Annotated in this window: 17 protein-coding genes and 3 pseudogenes; 10 read left to right on the forward strand and 10 right to left on the reverse strand. The window is 70.4% G+C overall.

Features of this window, described 5'->3' with window-relative positions; all coding sequences use genetic code 11:
- The first annotated feature begins 126 nt into the window (after positions 1-126).
- Both ACRRSS_RS15085 and ACRRSS_RS15090 read left to right on the forward strand, forming a co-directional pair.
- Positions 127-1,638 (forward strand): DEAD/DEAH box helicase, encoded by a 1,512-nt coding sequence (locus tag ACRRSS_RS15085; protein WP_435971724.1) that lies wholly within the window; start codon positions 127-129, stop codon positions 1,636-1,638.
- 479 nt (positions 1,639-2,117) lie between these two features.
- Positions 2,118-3,006, forward strand: a pseudogene (locus ACRRSS_RS15090) (transposase); the annotation flags it as partial.
- 74 nt (positions 3,007-3,080) lie between these two features.
- Here ACRRSS_RS15090 and ACRRSS_RS15095 read toward each other — a convergent pair.
- Together ACRRSS_RS15095 and ACRRSS_RS15100 are read right to left on the reverse strand one after the other, a co-directional pair.
- Positions 3,081-3,440 carry a hypothetical protein gene (locus ACRRSS_RS15095; RefSeq protein ID WP_435971725.1) on the reverse strand — a complete coding sequence of 120 codons (360 nt, stop codon included), beginning with the start codon at positions 3,438-3,440 and terminating at the stop codon, positions 3,081-3,083.
- Between the two features lie 351 nt (positions 3,441-3,791).
- On the reverse strand, positions 3,792-4,181 hold the full coding sequence (locus tag ACRRSS_RS15100; protein ID WP_435971726.1) for an ATP-binding protein: 390 nt from the start codon (positions 4,179-4,181) through the stop codon (positions 3,792-3,794).
- Positions 4,182-5,104: 923 nt separating this feature from the next.
- Between ACRRSS_RS15100 and ACRRSS_RS15105 the strand changes: the two genes are divergently transcribed.
- The 3 genes and pseudogenes from ACRRSS_RS15105 to ACRRSS_RS15115 all read left to right on the forward strand — a co-directional run bounded on the left by ACRRSS_RS15105 (position 5,105) and on the right by ACRRSS_RS15115 (position 6,272).
- On the forward strand, positions 5,105-5,443 hold the full coding sequence (locus ACRRSS_RS15105; RefSeq protein ID WP_435971727.1) for a MerR family transcriptional regulator: 339 nt from the start codon (positions 5,105-5,107) through the stop codon (positions 5,441-5,443).
- Positions 5,444-5,625: 182 nt separating this feature from the next.
- A pseudogene (locus tag ACRRSS_RS15110) lies at positions 5,626-5,841 on the forward strand (hypothetical protein); the annotation flags it as partial.
- A 245-nt stretch (positions 5,842-6,086) separates the two neighbouring features.
- Positions 6,087-6,272, forward strand: coding sequence for a hypothetical protein (locus ACRRSS_RS15115; RefSeq protein ID WP_435971728.1), 186 nt, complete (start codon positions 6,087-6,089; stop codon positions 6,270-6,272).
- Between the two features lie 340 nt (positions 6,273-6,612).
- Here ACRRSS_RS15115 and ACRRSS_RS15120 read toward each other — a convergent pair whose 3' ends face one another.
- Positions 6,613-9,159, reverse strand: a complete 2,547-nt coding sequence (locus ACRRSS_RS15120) for an NACHT domain-containing protein (RefSeq protein WP_435971729.1) — start codon at positions 9,157-9,159, stop codon at positions 6,613-6,615.
- A 186-nt stretch (positions 9,160-9,345) separates the two neighbouring features.
- Entirely contained in the window at positions 9,346-9,753 is a 408-nt protein-coding gene (locus tag ACRRSS_RS15125) for a hypothetical protein (RefSeq protein ID WP_435971730.1), read from the reverse strand.
- Positions 9,754-10,053: 300 nt separating this feature from the next.
- On the opposite strand from ACRRSS_RS15125, the gene ACRRSS_RS15130 reads away from it, so the two are divergent.
- Positions 10,054-10,371 (forward strand): hypothetical protein, encoded by a 318-nt coding sequence (locus ACRRSS_RS15130; RefSeq protein ID WP_435971731.1) that lies wholly within the window; start codon positions 10,054-10,056, stop codon positions 10,369-10,371.
- Between the two features lie 38 nt (positions 10,372-10,409).
- Complete coding sequence (locus tag ACRRSS_RS15135) at positions 10,410-10,694, forward strand: hypothetical protein (RefSeq protein ID WP_435971732.1); 285 nt, start codon at positions 10,410-10,412, stop codon at positions 10,692-10,694.
- 240 nt (positions 10,695-10,934) lie between these two features.
- On the opposite strand, the gene ACRRSS_RS15140 is transcribed toward ACRRSS_RS15135, so the two are convergent.
- From ACRRSS_RS15140 to ACRRSS_RS15150, 3 genes are all read right to left on the reverse strand, one after another.
- Positions 10,935-11,612 carry a hypothetical protein gene (locus ACRRSS_RS15140; protein WP_435971733.1) on the reverse strand — a complete coding sequence of 226 codons (678 nt, stop codon included), beginning with the start codon at positions 11,610-11,612 and terminating at the stop codon, positions 10,935-10,937.
- A gap of 3 nt (positions 11,613-11,615) precedes the next feature.
- Positions 11,616-12,131, reverse strand: a complete 516-nt coding sequence (locus ACRRSS_RS15145; protein WP_435971734.1) for a SigE family RNA polymerase sigma factor — start codon at positions 12,129-12,131, stop codon at positions 11,616-11,618.
- Positions 12,132-12,347: 216 nt separating this feature from the next.
- Positions 12,348-13,700: a glycosyltransferase gene (locus tag ACRRSS_RS15150; protein ID WP_435971735.1), complete on the reverse strand. Its 1,353-nt coding sequence runs from the start codon at positions 13,698-13,700 to the stop codon at positions 12,348-12,350.
- A 272-nt stretch (positions 13,701-13,972) separates the two neighbouring features.
- On the opposite strand from ACRRSS_RS15150, the gene ACRRSS_RS15155 reads away from it, so the two are divergent.
- A complete protein-coding gene (locus tag ACRRSS_RS15155) occupies positions 13,973-16,069 on the forward strand; it encodes a glycosyltransferase (protein ID WP_435971736.1) in 2,097 nt (698 codons plus the stop codon).
- 130 nt (positions 16,070-16,199) lie between these two features.
- Positions 16,200-16,367, forward strand: a pseudogene (locus ACRRSS_RS15160) (deoxyribodipyrimidine photo-lyase); the annotation flags it as partial.
- 274 nt (positions 16,368-16,641) lie between these two features.
- On the opposite strand, the gene ACRRSS_RS15165 reads toward ACRRSS_RS15160, so the two are convergent.
- Positions 16,642-16,884, reverse strand: coding sequence for a hypothetical protein (locus tag ACRRSS_RS15165; RefSeq protein WP_435971737.1), 243 nt, complete (start codon positions 16,882-16,884; stop codon positions 16,642-16,644).
- Positions 16,885-17,250: 366 nt separating this feature from the next.
- On the opposite strand from ACRRSS_RS15165, the gene ACRRSS_RS15170 reads away from it, so the two are divergent.
- Positions 17,251-17,634: a DUF6479 family protein gene (locus ACRRSS_RS15170; protein ID WP_435971738.1), complete on the forward strand. Its 384-nt coding sequence runs from the start codon at positions 17,251-17,253 to the stop codon at positions 17,632-17,634.
- 74 nt (positions 17,635-17,708) lie between these two features.
- Here the strand turns inward: ACRRSS_RS15170 and ACRRSS_RS15175 are convergent, their stop codons facing one another.
- On the reverse strand, positions 17,709-18,356 hold the full coding sequence (locus ACRRSS_RS15175; protein WP_435971739.1) for an RNA polymerase sigma factor: 648 nt from the start codon (positions 18,354-18,356) through the stop codon (positions 17,709-17,711).
- A 217-nt stretch (positions 18,357-18,573) separates the two neighbouring features.
- Positions 18,574-19,569 carry a MerR family transcriptional regulator gene (locus ACRRSS_RS15180; RefSeq protein WP_435975339.1) on the reverse strand — a complete coding sequence of 332 codons (996 nt, stop codon included), beginning with the start codon at positions 19,567-19,569 and terminating at the stop codon, positions 18,574-18,576.
- Positions 19,570-20,141: the final 572 nt, after the last annotated feature.

Genomic DNA, 20,141 nt, shown 5'->3' on the forward strand with positions numbered 1-20,141 from the left:
GACAATTCTTTTGTCCTGAGCCAAGCCGCCCGCTTTCGCATTTCACCCGGCCCGTACCTGTGATTACCCGCGCTGTTTCGCCGCGCGGGAATTCCTCGATGCGTGCCGTATCGAGGAAGGTTCTGAATGAACCCCACACGTACCAACAGCCGTTCTTCCCGGTCCCGTCGCACCGGGGGTCACTCCTATGACTCCTCCGCCGGGGGTCCGGTGCGGGGCGGCCGTTTCGGTTCGTCCGCGCCGAGCCGGTCGGGTGGTCCGAAGCGTTCGGGCGGTTCCGGCCGGCGGCCCGCGGCGGTGCAGGGCGAGTTCGCCCTGCCGCAGACGATCACTCCGGCGCTGCCCGCTGTCGAGGCGTTCGCCGATCTCGACATGCCCAAGACGCTGCTGGCCGCGCTCACCGCGCAGGGCGTGTCGGTACCGTTCCCGATCCAGGGCGCGACGCTGCCGAACTCGCTGGCGGGCCGTGACGTCCTGGGCCGGGGCCGGACCGGGTCCGGCAAGACCCTCGCCTTCGGCCTGGCGCTGCTGGCCCGCACCGCCGGACAGCTCGCCGAGCCCCGCCAGCCGCTGGCGCTGGTCCTGGTCCCCACCCGGGAACTCGCCCAGCAGGTCACCGACGCCCTCACGCCCTACGCCCGCGCCGTGAAGCTGCGCCTGGCCACCGTCGTCGGCGGGATGCCGATCGGCCGTCAGGCGAACGCGCTGCGCAGCGGCGCCGAGGTCGTCGTGGCGACCCCGGGCCGGCTCAAGGACCTCATCGACCGCGGCGACTGCCGGCTCAACCAGGTCGGCGTCACCGTCCTGGACGAGGCCGACCAGATGGCCGACATGGGCTTCATGCCGCAGGTCACCGCGCTCCTGAACCAGGTCCGCCCCGAGGGTCAGCGCATGCTGTTCTCCGCGACCCTGGACCGTAACGTCGACCTCCTGGTCCGCCGCTACCTCACCGACCCCGTCGTCCACTCGGTGGATCCCTCCCAGGGCGCGGTCACCACCATGGAGCACCACGTCCTGCACGTGCACGGCGGCGACAAGCAGCGGCTGACGACGCAGATCGCGGCGCGCGAGGGCCGGGTGATCATGTTCCTGGACACCAAGCACGCGGTGGACCGGCTCACCGAGGACCTCCTCAACTCCGGCGTCCGGGCCGCCGCCCTGCACGGCGGGAAGACCCAGCCGCAGCGCACCCGGACCCTGGCCCGGTTCAAGACCGGGCATGTCACCGTCCTGGTCGCGACGAACGTCGCCGCGCGTGGCATCCACGTCGACAACCTCGACCTGGTGGTCAACGTGGACCCGCCGACCGACCACAAGGACTACCTCCACCGCGGTGGGCGTACCGCGCGGGCCGGCGAGTCCGGCAGCGTCGTCACCCTGGTCACCGCCGGCCAGCGCCGTGACATGACCCGTCTGATGACAGCCGCCGGCATCGTGCCCCAGACCACCGAGGTCCGCTCCGGCGAGGAGGCACTGACCCGGATCACCGGCGCGCGGACCCCCTCCGGCATCCCGGTGACGATCACCGCACCCGCCACCGAGCAGCGCAAGCGCACCACCACCCGCGGCCGCCGCAGCACCGCCTCGGCCGCCCGGCGCACCGGCGGACGCCGCCCGGCCACCGACACGGCCGCCTGAGCACCACGCGGTCTCGTACGGCCCGAGCCGTACGAGACCGGCGGCGGCCCGAGCCGTACGTGACCAGGAGGTCTGCCCATCTCCGCAGGAGGGGCACGACGTGACCACGGTCCAGACGCAGCCCCGCTCCGCCTCCGGCTGCGCGACATCCTCGGCGGTCCCCGGGACCGCCGCGAGTTCAGCGCCGGTGAAGTCCTCGGGGTGATGACCTAGCTCGGCTTCACCTGCCGGAGCCTCCCTCTCCAGGCCGCCGCGCCCGTCCGCACCCTCGACCCGCTCCAGCACGCCTCCGCGATGCTCGGCGCCCCAGCCGCGGCCTGTCCGCGACCCGCGGGCGAACGTGAGCTGACATCCGGGCAAGCGAGAGGGCCCGACCGGCACGCCGACGCTGTCGGCGAATCCCGGCTCTGTGTGTGAAGTCGGCCTTCATGACCTGGTTGTGGTCGTGAAGGCCGACGCTGTGTTTGGGGAGGGCGTCCGTGTCGTTGCGGGTGGCGGAGCCGGGTGAGATCCCGGCTGGGACGGTCCGGGTGGCCCGGCGGGCGTTTCCCAGGGGTGAGTCTGGCGATCCGGGTCCGGGACGAGCTGGGGGTGTTGTTCCGTGATGAGGACTTCGCCGCGGTGTTCCCGCGCAGGGGGCAAGCCCGCGTGGTCGCGGGGCCGGCTGGCACGGGTGGCGGTGCTCCAGTTCGCGGAAGGTCCGACCGGCCGGTAGGCGGCTGAGGCGGTCAGGGCCCGGATCGACCGGAAGTGCGCCCTCGGCCTCGGACCACGCGCCGCCGGAGGTGCGGTCGCTTGAGTCGGTGGAGATCCTGCGACGGGTGTGGGTGCAGCACTTCGAGGTGGTCGAGGAGGTGGTGCGGCGCCGGGGAGGAGACGCAGCAGGTCACCAGCCCCCACGGGGTCACCAGCACCCAGTGGCGCGACGGGAAGTCCCAGCGGGGACCGCCCGTCATCCGGGTCCGGTTCTCCCCGGCCGACTGCCGCCCCTGTCCCGCCCTGCGGGACTGCGTGAGCTCGCCGAAAGCCGAGCGGCGGGAGATCAGCCTGCGCCACCGGGACGAGTACGAAGCGGCCCGGCGGGCCAGAGCTCTCCAGCAGACCGACGAGTGGAAGAAGCGCTACCAGGCCCGCGCCGGGATCGAGGGAGGAACCGTCTCCCAGGCCGTCCTCGCGTTCGGCCTGCGCAGGTCTCGCTATCGCGGCCCGCCCAAGAAGCCTCCGGCACCAGCTGACCGGAGCGGCCATCAGCCTGACCTGTATCGACGCCTGGCTCACTCAACACCCCGAGCCCGCACCCGAACCTCCCACCTGGCAGCACTTCGCCCCGTCGGCCAACCGGCGGGGCGAAGCCAGGGGCCCCAAGAATTCGCCAACAGCCTCGGCACCCGCCGGTCGGGTCCTCTCGGCTGTCGGGGGTTGGGCTCCCCAAGGGTGCGGGGTCAGTGATCGGAGTAGCTGAAGTCGCCCATGGTCCAGGCGCTGATGTCCGCGATCGCGACGCGGTACATCCCGCCCGTCTCGGGGATCCCCACCGTGCCCTGGAGGATCCGCGCCATGTGGAAGTGCAGATAGGCGGGCGGCCCGTCCCTCCGGGTCGGTGCGGTGAAGACGGCGGAGAACTCTCCCAGGCGGGCGGAGTCCGCCAGGACCTCCGACACCCGCTGCCTCCACACCGCTTCGGGCGCCAGCCGACCGGTGATGACAGCGCCACCGGTGACCACCGTCAGGGACATCTGATTGCTCTGCCCGGACTCCACCAGCGTGGCAACGTCAACGAGCAGCTCGTCAAGCTTCGACATGAGAACCAATCTTATTCAGTGGCCGTCCCATCCCCTCAACCGGTCGTGCCACCGGGGCGGGACGGGCCGTCACCGCCTTGCCAGCAGCAGTACGCCGCGTGACCGAGCCCGCCTGCCCGCCGGGCGACCACGGGCCTCGAACCCGTCGCACGTGCCCGCCCATCTACCCCTGCCGACCCGACCTGGCCACACGCGTCGACAACCTGCCCTCACAAGACGCTGAACCTCTGCCGTCTGGCACCCCCGCTCCCATAAGCCACGGAACAGGCTGCCCCACCGCCGTCCATCGGCTGCGCTGAGCTGCACTGATGCTGATCCCTGCACCAGGCGGCACCAGTAGCGCGGGGCGGCCTACCGGGGGAGCCGGGCGGTTACGGACTTTCCTCCGGCTGGCTGGTGGGTGACCGAGGTCGCTGTGGCGAGTCGGTTGACCATGGGCCAGCCGAAGCCTCCGGTGCCGCCGTTGAGGTCAGGGGTGCGCATGCGCGGGGTTTGAGGGCTGGGGTCGTGCACGGCCACCTTGATGCCGTCCGGGTGGGCGGTCAGGTCCAGGGTGCAGGTGCCGCCGCCGTGGCGCAGGGCGTTGGTGACGAGTTCCGAGACGACGAGGATCACGGTGTCGGCGGCCTCGGGCGCGGGCGCTGGTACGAGTTTTTCGAGGAAGTTCCGGGCGCTGTCGCGTGCCAAGGCGACGGAACCTGCGGGGTGGTCGGTCGCGACGTCGACGCTCATCGTGTCCATCAGGTCCCCCTGGTCTGTGATCGTCAGTACCGGTCTCTACCTGTCCGTGGCGTGTGCCCGGATATGCGGTGGGCAACCAGGCGGCAGCCGCTCCACGACCTCCGTGTCCTTGTTCGAGGTCGATTACCTGTCCATCGGACACGCGGAAATCTGTATCGGCCGGAGTAGACATTGGGCGGTGGCGTGGCTATGGTTTCTCTCGTAGCCCAGAGAGACAGCAGGGCCCGGCAGAGATGAACTGCCGGGCAGCGGTATCAGCAGTACAGGCAGTACAGGTAGGTGCAGTTCGCAGGGCGGTGCGGCGGTGGAGTTTCGAAGCCAGGGATGTTGCAGGACGGCGACGGGACTGACGGCCGGACCGGGTGGCCCGCAGTGATCAGGGGCCGCCGTGTGCGGGACCGCGGCCATGTCAGGTGCGGTACCCGTGAGTGCAGTACGCAGTACGCAGTGCCCAGCAGTGAAGTGATGAGTAGCACCCCTGGTGAAGGCGTCGGCTGCGGACGCGCGCACCGGGAAGTCCGGCAGTGGGGTTCCAAGCCAGAGCAGACGCAGGACGGGCAACGGGGCTGGCTGCCGGAGAGTGGCGCTGTCACAGGCCACTGAGCAGTTCGCATCACCAGCAGTACCCGCAGTAGAGCAGTACCAGTAGTTAAGTAGTTGATTGCCGAGGAAGAACGGAGGAACGAAGCACCATCAGGATCGCCCGGGCGGATGTCTTGAACCCGGGTACCGCAGGACATCGATAGTGAGGTGGTCTCCGGTCAAGCAACCGCGATCCCCGCACTCCCGGCAGCGACTGGGTCGGTAGGCGGAAACAGAACGTCGGCGCAGTATGAGGGCCGCACGTGGTGTAGTAGTTCCTTCGGGGCCCTGGTGCCAGTACGGCACCAGGGCCCCTCCACGCGTTCCAGGGAGAGGTGCAGATGACAGCAGACGACTCGTACGGCCGTTTTGACGACGACGACTACCCCGCCTACACGATGGGCAGGGCCGCCGAGATGCTCGGCACCACACAAGGATTCCTCCGGGCCATCGGCGAAGCCCGCCTGATCACTCCGCTGCGCTCGGAGGGCGGCCACCGCCGCTTCTCTCGCTACCAGTTGCGCATCGCCGCCCGCGCCCGCGAACTCGTCGACCAGGGCACGCCGATCGAGGCCGCCTGCCGCATCATCGTCTTGGAAGACCAGCTCGAAGAGGCCCAGCGCATCAACGCCGAACACCGCCGCGCCACCGAAGCGGCCGAGCCGTCGGCCGTGGCCTGAGGTGAGTTCGCCCGCCGCCGGCACCGACCGACGGGCGCGACGCGAAGGCTCGGTGGAGGATTTCTCACGACCAAATGCCCGAGCGAGGCCTGCCCCCATGTGAGCACTGCGTGTGGCCTGGTAGATGCCGTACACCCGGCCCGCGCCACGCTCGTCGCGCGTCAGTCGGCGTTGTGGGCGCCGTCGACCCCGACGGCACCGTCCGGATCAAGGCCGACTTCACCGGCCTCGGTGCCTCCGGCGCGACCCGACCACTGTCCGTCATCGTCGACCGCGCGGCGAGCGGCGCGGCCACCGACGAGATCGGCCCCGGTTCGGTCAATCTGCTGACGGGCGACCACGCGCTGTCCGCCGAAGACGCTTTTGCCTTCGGCCTTTTGGTCTCCCGTGCTTCCTCCCGCACCTACGCCAACGACCTGGCCTGCCAGCAGACCGCGAACGGGCGCCGCCAGACGCGGCAGCTGGACGCCGCCCACCGCTTCCGCTCGTTCAAGACCGAGACCGGCGGCGGCTCCACCTGGACCCAGACGGCGTCCAAGCAGGAACATGAGGCTCTGGCGGACCATGAACTGATTACGTGTCGGAGGCAGGGACCGTGCGTCACTGCCTCCCTTTCACCCCCGCACCCACTCAAGGAACCATCGTGAACAAATGGACGGCGTACGGAGCGATCGCGGCCGGTGTGGCGCTTCTCGCGCTCTACCTGGCCGACGTCATCACCACGATCCCCTACTCGATCTTCGCCGTCATGGCCGGAACCGGTCTCGTTGTCGAGGGCGTCCGACGTGTCATCCACTTGAGGCGACCGCAGAATCACCCGACGCATTGAGCGAACCGAGGCGATGACGTGTCCGGCGGGGCCGGAGCTCGCCCTGGCGACCGCTTCTACGGTTCCGCCCCCGACTGGGCCTTGGAACAAGCTGCTCAGAGAACTTGGCCCTCACGTCGGCTTGTGCGCGTCCCCAGGCCGCCGTCATTCGCATCGGGCCGTACTCGCCCCAGTCAGAGCCCGGTCGACCTGGACCAGCCCCTGGATCCGTTCGTTGTCGCCGGGGGAGGGGAGCGCGGAGCCGAACTGGCGCTCCAGTCGGTTCCAGCCGGTTGTGGTCCGTTACCGCGCCGCCTTGTTCAGGGCCCCGCGGACAGTCGCCGCAGCGGGTGTCGGCCCGTCATATCCCCGCCGGAGGCCGCGGCCATCGTGCGCCGGCGAAGCGTACGAGCGCGTCATCCAATTCGGGTCGGATCGTCGCGTCGTCCGGGTCTCCGGTGGGGCAGTCGAGCGGCCAGAGGGCGATCCAGCCCGTGCTGTTGACACGGATCGCCGGCCCGGGAGTGGCCTCGGCAGTGAGCCGCAGGTGAAGCATGACGGTGCCGTCGTCATTCTCGCCGAGCGGCGGTTCGAACAGGCGCGGCGCGACATCCGCGACCTCCCGCCAATCGAAGCGGAACGTCCGTTTTCTCATTGCGAACTCGATCCCGTTCTCGTCCAGGCGCAACTCGGCGCGCCGCCACGTGAGGGGCGGGAGCAGCAGGTCGATGGCGAGGGGAAGCGCCACGAAGAGGCCGACGGTCTGCCAGGCCTCGGGATCCTGCCAGCCGCCCTCGAAGGTGATGAAGCCGACCCACACCAGCGCCATCGTCCACAGCCCCACGTACATGGCCGGCTGCCCTCTGGTGAGCCGCGGCCCGATGTAGGCGGGGATGCGTGCGGACTGTGGGGTGCTGCTCGCCGCGGGCAGCGGACGGACCGGCCAGGGCACGCGGGTGCGGGCGCGCCGCCGACACGTCGGGGCGCCGCCGCGCTGATGGGCCGCGAAGCCCGCCTGGATCTGGGCGTGGCGGAACTGGTAGACGCCGCCGACCTGTCGCAGCAGGCCCACCCGGCGCGCGTCCTCGAGGAACGCCATGGTCGACCATGGCAACGTTCCCAGAGCGGCGAGAGTCACCTTCGCGAGCAGCCACTGCGTCCAGGGGCTGAGCGCCACGATCACCGCGGCTGCCCCCGCGGTTCCGGAGATCCAACTACCCAAGAGCACGGTGCGGTCGGGGACGTGGACGAGGCTGAGGGTGCCGATGGCTCCGATCACCGGGGCGACACCGAGCACCATGAGCACGGTGCTGGCGCGCTCGCCGCTCAGCAGGGCCCGCGGTCCGACGGTCTGTGCGGTGTCGGCGGGCGCGCCGACGACCATCATGAACAGCGGCGGAACGATGAAGCCCAGCGCCATGAACGGCTCGTCCTGTGCCAGGAGCAGGATGATCGGTGCCAGGAACACAAGAAGCCAGAACAGACCTGGGATACGCGAGCGGTGCCTGCCGAACATCGCGAGCCGACGGGGCAGAGACCCCTTCCACAACTGCGAGAGCAGCAGGAACAGGCCTCCCGTCACCCCGAACATCGTGGCGGCCCAGGCTCCCGCGGCGATCTGGAAGGCTTGAAACGCGTCGCCTCTGGTGATCCGGTCCTGGAACCACGAAGAACCCACCGTCAGCATGACGTAGCCGACGAGCAGGGCCGGCGCCTTGAGGAACGTCGGCGCCTTCGCTCGGTGCAGCTCCCACCAAGCGAGCTCCTTGGTCTTTGCCGCGGTGAGATGGGCGGCCAGGAAGCCAAGGGCACGCTGCGCCTGCGCGTGCTCCCACTCGCGTACGGGATGGGGCTGGTGGGGCGAGGCCGGTCCGGAGGGGAAGGCCGCCGGAACGATGGAGTCGAGCAGGTGCCGTTCGATGGCCACGACGTCGGGAAAGCGGGATTCGTCGGCGAGCTCGCCGGGATCGGCGTCCGCGCGGGCGTACACCGTGCGGGCCAGCCACAGCATGAGTGGGGATGAGAGGGCCCTGGCCGACACGGCTTGGGGATGGTGGGTGATGTGGTCCAGGAGCCCCTGCCAGCGCTGGGTGCGCTGGGGATGCGACGAGCCGCGCAGGTACACGGCCGCCGCGGCCCCTTCCACCGGCTGTGCCTTGATCACCGCCGCCGCCTGGAGCACGGTCTCCTCTTCGACGAGTTCGGCGTACTCCGTCGTGCGGGAGGTGAGAATGAGCGGCGCGCTGTCGGCGCCCGTCTTGTTGAGCCCGGCCAGCGCCGCTGACCGAAGTGGACGCGGCAGTTCGTCCAGGCCGTCGAGAACCGGAAGTACCCGCCGGTCGCGCACCAGTTCGCGGATCCGGGCTCGGTCGAGATCCCTGCTCAGGCCGACGTACTCCTCGTGGATGCGGCGCGCGAGCCACACGTCGAAGTGTTCCTTGCGCGCGTCCCAGGAGGACACCAGGAGCGGTACGGGGACGGGCCTCGTCACATCCTGCAGGCTCAGCAACTGCAGCGCGAGCAGGATCGCCAGGGACGTCTTGCCCGTGCCGGGACCGCCGATGATCACCAGACGCTGGGCGGGCAGAGCCTGGAAGGCGGCGGCGAGTTCGGCGAGGCCCGCGGTGCTGCCCGCCACGTCCGCCCCGATGTGCTCACGGTGATCGGCGACCGACCAGTCGGCTCGCCAACCCACCGCCAGCCTGGCGCTTCCGGCGAGGCCGAGGGCCCCCGCCTCGTCCCGCCACTGAGCGAGCACCACGCGCGCCAATTCGGCGGCGGCGCGGTCCCGCGACGTCTGGGGCAACGGCAGATGCAGGTGAACGGCGCTGAAGTCCCGGCCCTGAATCACGTACGTCGCATTGCCTGAGAACACGTTGTGCACGTCGCCCTGTGCCTGCTCCGACATGGCCGCTCAGCCGGTCTCTGTCCGCGGCCTACAGGAAAGCTTCATCTTGTACATCCCCGTCTCGTCCGACTCCGCGCTCCTGCCGCTCCGATATCGGGTGCGGCGCGCCTCCGGTCGTACGGACTCATGGAGGCGGACCGGTGACGCCACGTCAGGACGCTCCATCACGGCAGGAGTGGTGCCGCGTCATGGCTGGTCGAAGGTGATGGGGCCGTGGAAATCCCGCCCCATGATGACGGTGCCCTGCCTGCCGCCCGTGATGCGGTTGTCGACATCACCGGCACCGGTTCGCGCCGCGGCGTCTTCCGCGGTGCTCCGCCAGGCTGTGAGATCGTGGCGAAACGCGTCGTCGTACGTGGCCCGCAGCGCCAGCACGCGGGCGAGCGCTCGCGCCCGCTCCGTGTTCTCGGCCTGCTCGTCCAGGGCCACGAGTTCTTCCTCCCCTGACGGGACATCCTCGGGTGCGCCGGGCACCCCGTCTTGTTCGGTGCGGCGCCGCACGAGGTCGCGCAGCGACATCCATGCCTGCTGCCCCGCCGCGCCCGCCGTGCCACTGGCCAGCGCCGTGAGGAGCTCGGCCGTGATCGCTTCCATGGACCCCCCCCGTCCCCCGTTGCGCCCCCCAAACGCCTTTTCCTACAACGGAGTTGGGCCCGGCGGAGGGGGCGCTACCCGAACGGTATCTGCCCGGATCTCCCGGCCCTCGAACCTCCGTGCCGGGGAACTGCTGCAACGCTCAGCTCCTCGCCGGGGGCGTCGTCGCTGCGCTCTCGGCCGTCGACCTTGAAGAGGTGGCCCTCGTAAGAGGGAGCGGACGTCGACGCCGCGGGCAGGGGGTCCGCTCACGGGGCCGCCCTCTGGACGGTGCGGAGACCTTCCGCCACCCTTCTTGTCATGAACTCGACTCGCAAGGCGGGTGTCGTCCTCTCCGTGATGGCCGTTCTCACCCTGGGCACCGCCGGTGTCGCGCAGGCGGGGCCAACCGTGCCGGAACATGCCGTCATCGTCTGCGACAGTGCCAGCTTCTACGCGAACTACGACAGCGCGTCAGGGCCGGTCGGTCTGAAGCGGACCCTGTTCCGCGGTGACAAGGTCGGGCACACCCGCGGCGCTCACCCGGTCTACAACGGCTGGGCGGCCACCTTCGACTTCGGCCCCAACGACTGGGGCTTCGTCAGGCACGAGTGCCTGGGAGGCTTCGGTTCCTGGTGAGCGAGGCCCAACGACAAGACGACGGAGAGGACCCGTACATGACCCGCGCCAGCAGGTTCGCCACCCTGGCCCTGGCTCTCGCCGCGGCAACCGCCATGACCATCACCCCCGCCACCTCAGCCAACGGCACGGTCGGCCAGCGGGAGACCGTCTGCGCCCAGGACCTCTTCGTCCGGGTCACGGCCCCGCACGGAGCATGGATGGGCACGCTCTACCGAGGACAGACCTTCCTCGTCGAACAAGGCGGCGGTGACTGGGTCTACGGCTTCGCCTACGGGAACATCAACCGCCGGGGCTGGGTCCAGAACGGCTGGTTCTGCTGAACGGCTCTTCCCCGACCTCGAGCAGGACCGGAGGATGAGGCGCCGACACCACCGGAGGGAGTCCGCGAACGGAGGCGCCAGGCCGTCGAGGCTCCGCGGACCCGCACGGAATCCGCGTCGGACCCTGCCGAGTCCCGTACGAGAGCACCGAGACCACCCTCACCGTCGTGGTCATCCACGTCGGCCCCATCGGCTGACATACCCCGCCGAGCCTCGGCTCTGAGCGCCATGGACGGTCGTTCATCGCAGGGGAAAACGGTCGGCCACCGCGGCCCGCAGGCGTTCCAGGTCCACGCTGCCCGGCTCGTCTCCCGCGCAAGGCAGCCGCACAAGGCCCTCGGTACCGAGGGGCAGCACATCGTCAGGCCTGAACTCGAAGAGAGCCCGGCCGTTCGTCGCGGGACGCTCCGCCTGCGCGAGCAGCAGCACATATCGGCCGGGCTGAGGGAGCTGCGTCTGGGATACCGGGTACCAGACAAGGGCGGGGCCGGAGGAGGGGGCGCTGTCGCTGCCCGCAAGGGTGCCGTCGATGTCGAAGCGGAAGGCCGAGCCCTCGGTGATGCCGTCGTCCATGGGGATGACGCCCGCCCGTAGCTCCCCGTAGACGACCTGGAAGCCCGCTTGCCTGCCGTCTCCGAGGTTGCGGGCCGTGTTCCGCAGGCATTGCGCCGAGGCCGCCGCGTACGGTTCCCCCCGCCCTGTGCCGCTGCCGCCCTTGAGCAGGGCGGGGGCGCCCACGGCGGTCGCGAGGACCACGACGGCGGCACCCACGGCGGCGCCCAGCCGCCGGCGCGCCAGCCCACGGCGCGCCCGGGCGGTGAAGTCGGCGCCGGGTACGGCCGGGCCCTCCGGCGGCTCCGCGGCGGCGGCGAGCAGCCGCCGCACCTGCTCGTCTCCGTCATGCCGTTGGTCAGTCACGGTCTAGCTCCTGTCACAGTCGAACGAGACGGCGGCCAGGACGCCCTCTTCACGCAGGGCGGTCAGCGCACGGGCCGCGCGGCTCTTCACGGTTCCGCGTGAGCAGCCCAGCACACCGGCGATCTCTTCCTCGCTGAGCTGGTGGTAGTAGCGCAGTACGAGCACCGCGCGTTGAGCCGGCGGGAGGAGCTGTAACACCTTGCGTACGGCCACGCCGGTCGCTGTCTGATCCTCGTGGCCCGCCAGGGCGACCTCCGGCACCTGCTCGGCCGGGATCTCGGCGTGCCACCTTCGTCGGCGGTCCTTGACCAGCAACCGGACCATCGTGGTGCGCGTGTACGCCTCCGCGGCTTCCAGCCGCCCGATCCGGTGCCAAGCGCGGTAACTGCGCAGCAACGCCTCCTGGGCCAGATCCTCGGCCTGAGGTCCGCCGCCGGTCAGTAGCCTGGCTGTCCGCAGTATCGAGGGGTAGCGCGCGGCCATGAACGCCGTGAATGCCTCGTCCCTGCCGTGGCGCATCCGTTTCACTCCCTCACCGGCCCGCCGTCCGGGCCCGTCATCCTTACAGAGGACCGGGACGGCGAAGAGGGTTCCACAGGGGCCGGCGAGCGTTCGCGATCGGCGTCCGTCAGCACGTGCTGACCGCGAACGGGGCCTGCTCTGCCCGGGCCTGTCGGCACACCGATGACCTGGGCATTTCGGGCGTGCCAAGACGTGGGCGCCCCCGACACACTGTCACTGTGACGCGGACGAAGCGCACCGCCGGTCCATGGCGTCGAGCAGGCGGCGGGCGGTCCATTGGGGCCCGCGCCGGCGGAGCGCTTCCGACCAGCGCGGAAGCCCCTCGGGGACGTGGTCGAGGAGATCGCGTACAGCGGCACCCGCGTCGTCCTCGGTCAACGTCGCCGGGTTCAGGCACGTGGCCAGCCGTGCGCGCTCGGCGTCGTGAGCGATGGAGAACTGGTCGCTGGAGAAGGGCAGGATCAGCGCCGGAGTCCCGGATGCCACGCACTCGGTGAACGAGTTGTTGCCTCCGTGGTGCACCATGGCGTCGACCCGGCTCAGCAGCCATCGTTGAGGGACGACACGTGCGACGTGCACCCTGGGTCCGGCGAGTCCCGCCAATGTGGGCGCACCTTCGCCCGCGGCGACCACGACCGCCACGTCCGGACAGTGCGAGAGGATGCCCCGGATCAGCAGCGCCAGTACGTCGTCGCGCGCGGACAGGAAGGTGCCGAGTGCGATCAGCACCAGGCGCCTGGCACCGGACCTGAGCCGCCTGACCACTCCCTCCCACTCCTCGCCGGGTCCCTTCTCCTCCGGGGACACGCAATGGCCTCCGTGCAGGAAGCGCACGCCGGACGGCTGGTGTCTCGGCAACCAGGCGAACCGCGGGTAGTTGAAGACGACCGCGTGCCGGGAGGCGAGGGCGAACGCTCGGCCGGGCGCCGGGGCCCGCGGCGCGTACCGGCGTGCGACCGCGGCGAAGCGCTCGGTGAACGCGCGATCGTTGCCCAAGGCGGCCTGCCTCAGTTCGGCGAGCTCCCAGGCCGCAGGACGGACGGCCCGGGGCCAGGCGTAGGGGACACCGAACAGGGCCTCCGGGCCGTGCGGCAGGTACGTCGGATGCCCTGGACAGAACGTGGCGAAAGGGAGTCCGAGGCAGTGAAGCGCGAGCGTCACCGAGTAGCTCAGCTGGTCGACCACGAACCAGTCGGGAGCCAGCCGCTCCTGGAGGTCCCGAACCTCGGCGAGGACCTTCTCAGGGCCGGCGAGCATGTCCTCGCCGCGGTGACGGGACTGCGTGAGCAGCGCGGCGATCGCCCCCTCGCGTGTGGAGCTGAGGAACTCCTCGAGCCGTTCCGACTCCCGTACGCCCTGTCTCGTGCTCCGGGCGACACCGGTGTTCGCGTTGCGTGACACGGTCAGCGGAACGAAGCGCGCGCCGGCCTCTTCGGCCAGCTGAGCGAAGGGGGGTGCGCACGCGAAGGTGACGTCGGAGCCCGCCCGGGCGAGAGCGCCCGCCAGCACCGACAGGGGTTGGGCATGCGACTGGAAGGGTGGACTGATCACCACGACGCGCGGCATCCGACCTCCTTCGGCAGGGACACTCCGTCCTGTCCTTCGCCCCGGAACGTCGAAGCGGATGCGCGTTCGTCGCCCTTCGATCGAGTCTCTGGCCGAGGCCCTCCGCAGGCGCTGTGCGCGCCGTTCACGAGCGACCACCGGCCGTGTCCCACGACGCCACGGACGGGCCCCCACTCGGGGCTCCGGGACGGAGACGCTTCGCCCAGGGTGCATCCACGTCGTGAGGAGACGACGAAAGCATGCTGGTCGGATGTATCCCACCAGGAGTCCCCATGGAAAACTCTGTTCCGGACCTGGCGGCGCCGGGTCCCTACGGTTTCACCGCCGCGGACGGGAAGCGTGACGCTTTCACGGCGGCACGGCGCGCCTTCTGGACCCGGTCCGAGGGTGCGACGGCGTCCTCCGACCCGGCGGGCTCGCCCTCTTCCTCCCGCAGTCTCCTTTCCCGGCTGGTGGAAGCGGAGTACGGAGCCGACAGCGGTGCGGCGCACCACCGGCAGCACGCCCTGGTCACCGCTCGGGACGTCGCGGTCGCCCGCCTGCGGAACCGGGTGAGGGCGGGACGGATGCCCGGCCCGGAGGAGTGCGTGCGGCTCGTCGCCGAGGGAGACGGAGCACGCGGAGCGGTCTTCGAGGCGTGGCCCGAGGTCGTACGGCTCCACGGAAGGCCCCGGGCCACAAGATCGCTGCACTCCGGTTTCCGGGTAGCTCAGGACCCCGCGACGACGGCCATGCTGCTCCACCTCGCGGCCGCGGTCGGCCTCCGGCCCCTCCCCGGGGACAGCGTCCTTCGGCTTGCCCACGGAGGCTCTCGCCGCGTGCGGCACGCGGCGTGGCTGTTGCTCGCCCGGTACGGGCTCCGAGGGGAGAACGGGCTCAGGGCGGTGGAGTCCGCGGACACCTACGAGCGCCTCCTGTTGGAGACCCTGCGGCACAAGCCGCCCAGAGGAGCCGGGTGTTCTCCGCCCTCATCGGGGCTCCTCGTCGCACAGTCCATGCTGATGGGGCGGTTCGACCGGCCGGGTGAGGGCCTGAGCGGCGGCCTCAGCGTGCTCCTCGACTCCGTCGGGGCGGCGCTCGCCTCGACCGACGGCATCGCGGGCGTTCTCACCGTGGTCACCGCCTGTCGCCCCGACCTCGAAGACGATCGTGTGCTCTTTCGCCGGCGGAGCCCCGGTCACTGGATCCTGCGGCTTCCCGTGGACAGCGATCGTCCGGCCGGCCCGCAGGACATGGGGGAGCATCGTGAAGCCCTCGCCTGGTGGGCCACCACGCTGCTGTCCGCGCTCGGACGGCCGCTCGACGTCCTCCATGTGCGATACGCCGACGACGGTTCGCTCGCGCTGGCCGAGGCAGCCCGAAGAGTCGGTGCCGGGCTGGTCTTCACCGCGACCCCCGATCCACATCGCCAGATGAGCGAGCGACTCGACCACCCGGACGCGGATCCCGACCACGTGCGCCTGGACCTGCACCGGGTGTTCCTCGCCGACCGTTTGGTCGACCGAGCCGATCGTGTGGTGGGAATCGCCGGTCGCGGCGGAACGGCGGAACTGCTCCACCACTTCCCACAGCTCGCCCGTGGATACAGGACACGGCAACTGAGCGCCCCGCCGGAAGGCGTGGCGCCTTACGAGCCGCCGCCCGGCGCGGCGAAGCGATGCGGACTCCTCATCGACAGGATCGGTGGCCTGGCCGGACCCGCCGAGGAGTCCAGGCGAACGGTGCTGTTGAGCGTCGGCCGTCTGCACCCGGTGAAGCAGCAGGACGTCCTGGTCCGTGCGTGGATCGAGTCAGGATGCCACCGCGAATCGGTTCTGGTGCTCGTCGGCGGAAGCACACGTGCGCCGGACCGCCAGGAATCCCTGATACGCGAACGGATCCACGCGGCGACCCTCGGCGAGCCGGAAGCCCGGGAACGCCTGCTCCTTCTCCCCGCGCTCTCCAACGCCGACGTACGGTCGCTCGAACGCGCGCTGACCGACCCCGCTCACCGGTTCCGGGCACGCTACGTGTGTCCGAGTACGAAGGAGGAGTTCGGCCTCGCGGTCCTCGAAGCCATGGAAGCGGGGATGGTCGTGGCCGGGCCCGAGCGCGGCGGCGTACCGCACTATCTGGACGACGGGATCAACGGCCTGCTCCTGGACACCTCGACATCGCAGGCGTTGGGCCACGGACTGCGGCGCTTGGTGGGCCTGGACGACGAGGCCGCGGAGGCCATGGCCCGGCGAGCACGGCATCTCGTTCGCACCAGGTACTCGGCGGCCGCCATGGCTCAGGCTCTCGCGGTCCACTACGCGGACGTGGCGCCGCGAGGCCGAGGAGCGGAACGCACTCCGTCATCGGAGCCGGGCGGGTGGGTGCCCGCCTGACCCGTCCCGGGCGCTTCGGCGCCCGCGCGTGGTGCATTTACCGGGCGCGCTCTCGGAAGCGTATGTACCACCGCGTCCCTGGGCCGCCGCCCCTGCCGACGGGGACGGCGGCCGGTTTCTGGAAGGTGCCATGACCGTCTCCGTCGTCCTGTTCACCTCCGACCTCCGGGTCCACGACCATCCGCCGTCGCGGGCGGCGCTCGAGGGTGCGCACGAGGTGGTCCCGCTGTTCGTCCGCGACCCCGCCGTCGACCGTGCCGGCTTCGCTGCACTCGACCGTCTCACCTTCCTCGCGGACCTCGACCGCTCTCAGGTCTCGGCGGACCGGCCGTCCACGAACCCTGGAGGGTCGCCAGGTCTGCCCGAGCGTCCTTTGACTACCCTGAGCGGCTCCTTGACCTCGGTGATGCTCCGGAGCCCCATCGGCGAGCGCGGGGGGCCGCTTGAAGATGAGGCCGCCGCCGTCCGAGCAGGCGAGAGGGCCCGCACCGGCGTCGGTGCCGCCGCTCAGGAACAAGGTGTTCGCCCCTGGCAGGCCTGCCAGGGGCGAACCGTTCGGGACGGTCGGAGGGTCAGCTGACGCCGACGAGGCCTTCCGGCACTTCTTCTCGTTCGTAGTTCGCCAGCGCCAGTCCCAGGGCGAAGAACGTGGGCGCCCACTCACCGACGAAGATGCCCCACCGGTCGGCCCTTTCCAGGTTCTCGCTTCGCCGCGACGTGAGCCACGAAGCAAGTGACAGCCCGATCGAGCCGAATGCCGCGAGGTAGGCGTGCTCACTGCTCACTCCCGCGTCGTGCAGCTTCTTGACAATCATCGTCTCTCTCGCTTCCGTTGAGCCGACAGCGCCACGGTGACCGCTCCTCAGGATGGTCAGGACCGTCCGCTGTGAGATGAAGTCAGCAATCCGACGGCAGGTACTCAGCGCTGATGCCGCTGACACTCACCTGCTTCGCCTCATACTTCGCATTCTTCGCGTTCATGGATGCATCGACCCTGACCCGTACGGCCCCGCACTGCCGTTCACCGGCTCGCGGCACGGCGAAGAGGGATGGCGGATCCTTCACGAACGTGTGCATCCGTCGCCGTACCCAAGTCCGAAACCGCTGATGACGACGGCGTATGCGAGGTCGCAGGGTCTCGTCGTCTCGTGACGGAGGGGGCCGACGAACGGAGCGCAACCATGCACACAGATCTTCTCGGGACGCCGGTGCTCGCGGCGGGTGTCTGGCAGTCGGGTCTCGCTCAGGTGCTGGGCGGGCTGATCGTGGTAGCCCTGCTCATCGGAGCATTCGTGCTGGGCATCCGGGTCATGAACAGGGAGCTTCCTCCCCCGGACCCGGAGTCCCAGCCGCACCGCCCCGACACCGGCCAACTGCCCGGTGAGGTCTCTGAGTACCGCAAGCCCTCCGAGGTGCCGCGGACGGACGGCGAGCACCGCCTCATGCCGTACAACCTGAACAGCTCCGGCGAGGCCGACACGGAGACGCCGAGCGAGGAGAAGCGCAAGTGGCGCGGCATCTCCAGCGGTGGTTTCGGCAGCGGTGGCACCGGTCACGGGGACTGATCGGCAGGATCGGTTGTCCCACGACAACCGATCCTGGAGACGGGCGGTCCTGACGCCGCTCTGGCGTGAGCGTCTCAGACCGGGGGTTCCATGGCACGGCGAAGGGCGTGCAGAGCCCGCCGGATGTGACTCTTGACCGTGCCGAGAGGAAGTCCGGTCTCCTCCGAGATCTGCGTCTGGGTCATGTCACCGTAGATCGACATTCCCACCAGACGCCGTTGGACGGGAGAGAGGAGACCGAGCTTCTGCAGCACGAGAACGCGGTTCAGCGCCTGTTCGGACTCGTCCCGGCTGTAGGTGCGGACCACCTGCGCGTGCTGATCCGTCAGTACCCGCTGGAGGTCGGTTCGCCGTGTCCGTGCCGTACGCGCGTCCAGGATGACGTGTCGTGCGACGCCGACGATCCAGCCGCCGAGAGCACCCCGCTCCGGTCGGTATCCGGCGCGGCCGCGCCAGGCGGCGATGAACACCTGCTGCGTGACGTCCTCCGCGTCCTGAGTGTTGCCCAGCGCACGACGGGCGAGCGAGTGCACCAGAGGGGCGTGCTGCTCGTACAGCGCGGCCAACGCGGACGGATCACCGCTCGCGAACCGCGTCGCCAGCTCTGCTTCCGAGGCGTCGAGCACGGTGGAACGGCCGGCCGCCCGCACCGCCCGGGTGGGGGCCGCGAGCGGCGCCGGTCGGCGGCCTCGAACAGACGACGAGGAGGGGGCGGAGACCATGGCTTGCTCCTATGGCACGGGAATGCACCGTCCCTCACACCGTCCGTCGAATCGACGCACCGCGGCAAGACGCATTGATGGTGCATCGAAAGGGAATGCCCCCTGCGCGTGATCGGTGTGCCTGGGGCCGAGGGCAGAGCGGGACCGCCCCTGCCCTGCCCGACGGGGGCGCGGGCGAGCGGCCTGTGGCGAGGGGCTTCGGCTTGGCGGCGACGGATCAGTGTTCCGATCCCGGCACGGGCTCGCCGTAGACGCGGGAAATGGCGTCGAGAGCCTCCCGCAGCCCCCGAGGCCGCTGCAGGCCGGAGTCGGGTGTCCGCCCCGCCCAGCCGGGACCCGCCAGCAGCACCAGAGGCGTAGTGCGGGCGCCGCGCAGACCGAACGTCATGCCCGCCACATGGCGTGCCAGCGCGTGGCTCGCCGTCGCACGGGCTTGAGACCACAGCACGACCGCGGCCGGACCGCACCTGCGCACCGCCGCGTCCAGCGCCTCCGCGGGGACGGCGCCGCCGAACATGAGGGTCGCGAGGCCGCGCTCGGACAGACCCGCGGCCAGTGCTTCGAGCGGAAGGGTATGGGGCTCTGACGGCACGCACGCCAGCAGCACCGGCGTTCTCGGCCTGCCGACGGCGGCGATGGCGGCGCGGCGAAGAGCGGTCGAGACCTGCCAGGACAGCAGGTGCTCGACTTCGACATAGCGGTCGTTCGAGGACTCCCATTTACGGCCGACCGCGTGCAGCGTGGGAGCCATCACTTCTTCCCAGGCCGTCACGAGGCCGTAGTCGGAGATCACCTGCTCCAGCAGAGTCTCCATCGCCGGAGCGTCCAACCGGACGGCCGCCCGGGCCAGACCCCGGCACTCCTGTCGCACATCCCCCAGGGGCAGTCCGCCGCCCCCGACCGGCCTGCGGCCCGGGGAGGGATCGGCGTCGGACGCGGTCCGGCCGGGGAGGTCCCCGGCCATGCCGTCCGAATCCGGGCGGTCGCTCCGGGCGGCCCGAGCCGCTTCGGCCGGGGGAATGCCCGACGCGGTGAGACGACACATCTCCTCGAGCATCGCGACATCGGAGGGGAACCAGCGCCGGTGCTTGCCGTCCGCGCGGATCGCCGGCCCGATGCCGTAGCGCTGCTCCCAGGAACGGACGGTGGTCGGAGACACCCCCAGGCGCCGGGCCAGGGCCCCCGTGGTGATTCCCGGAGTCGTATCGGCCATGCGACCCACCTCAGGATGCGTAGACGCTGCGTAACCCTCGAACGCTGCACGATCCGGAAGGTCGGCTCGACCTCCGGCAGAAGCGCCGTCGACGCGAGCCGACCCCTTCTCCGCTGACACCGGTGACGTCTCCGGACGGCGGGGTCCCCTCGTCGCGGACCTTGGTCCCGACGACGAACGCGTCGGTCAGGACGGCGACGACGATCACTCCGATCAGAACGAGCACCGCGGCCTCCCGCGAAGCGACGGATGTACGGGTGGTTCGGGCGGCGCCATGCGCGCGGATGCGCCAGAGGCGAAATCTCCGCCGCCAAGAGACACGGCAGGACGTCGCGGACCGATCGGAACGGCCCGGAGGCCACCGCGCGGTGGGGCTGTCGCTCTGTTCACCTCTGATCTCGGGGACGCCGAACTCGTCCCCATCCGGCGAGGCCGTGAGCCGAGAACCGATGACGAAGGCTCCTCAGGAACGCGACGGGGCCGTGAGACAAGGGGTTACGCCAAAACACCGCGCCTGTGGCACGAACGCTTCATGGACGCGCACGCCGCCGTCGACGACAGCACGGTGCGAG

Source organism: Streptomyces sp. Qhu_M48 (assembly GCF_051305195.1).
Lineage (GTDB): Bacteria > Actinomycetota > Actinomycetes > Streptomycetales > Streptomycetaceae > Streptomyces.